The sequence below is a fragment of the Pollutimonas rozaliensis genome, assembly GCF_048751585.1.
In the GTDB taxonomy this organism is placed as follows: Bacteria; Pseudomonadota; Gammaproteobacteria; order Burkholderiales; family Burkholderiaceae_B.
The window spans coordinates 1-280 of sequence record NZ_JAZHOB010000062.1 but is presented as its reverse complement, the minus strand read 5'-3'; the positions used below and the strand labels follow the sequence as shown (position 1 = coordinate 280).

The 280-nt window shown below is 45.7% G+C and carries 1 pseudogene; it reads left to right on the top strand.

The window, feature by feature from the left end:
• Positions 1-280, top strand: a pseudogene (locus tag V0R37_RS21970) (calcium/sodium antiporter); the annotation flags it as partial.

Sequence of the window (280 nt, the reverse complement as noted above, 5' to 3'; positions counted from 1 at the left end):
CCATCATCTGGGTCGTTATTGGTCTAATACTACTGCCTTTTGCGGCCAGCATGCTTGTTGATAACTCAGTGATCATTGCCAAGTATTTTGGTATGAGTGATTTGGTTATCGGACTGACGATTATTGCCGTCGGAACCAGCTTACCAGAACTCGCCGCCTCGCTGGCTGGAGTATTAAAAGGTGAAGATGATATGGCCGTCGGCAATATCATCGGCTCGAATGTGTTTAATATTCTTGCCGTGATGGGTATTCCTGGGATTTTAAACCCATCGATACTGAG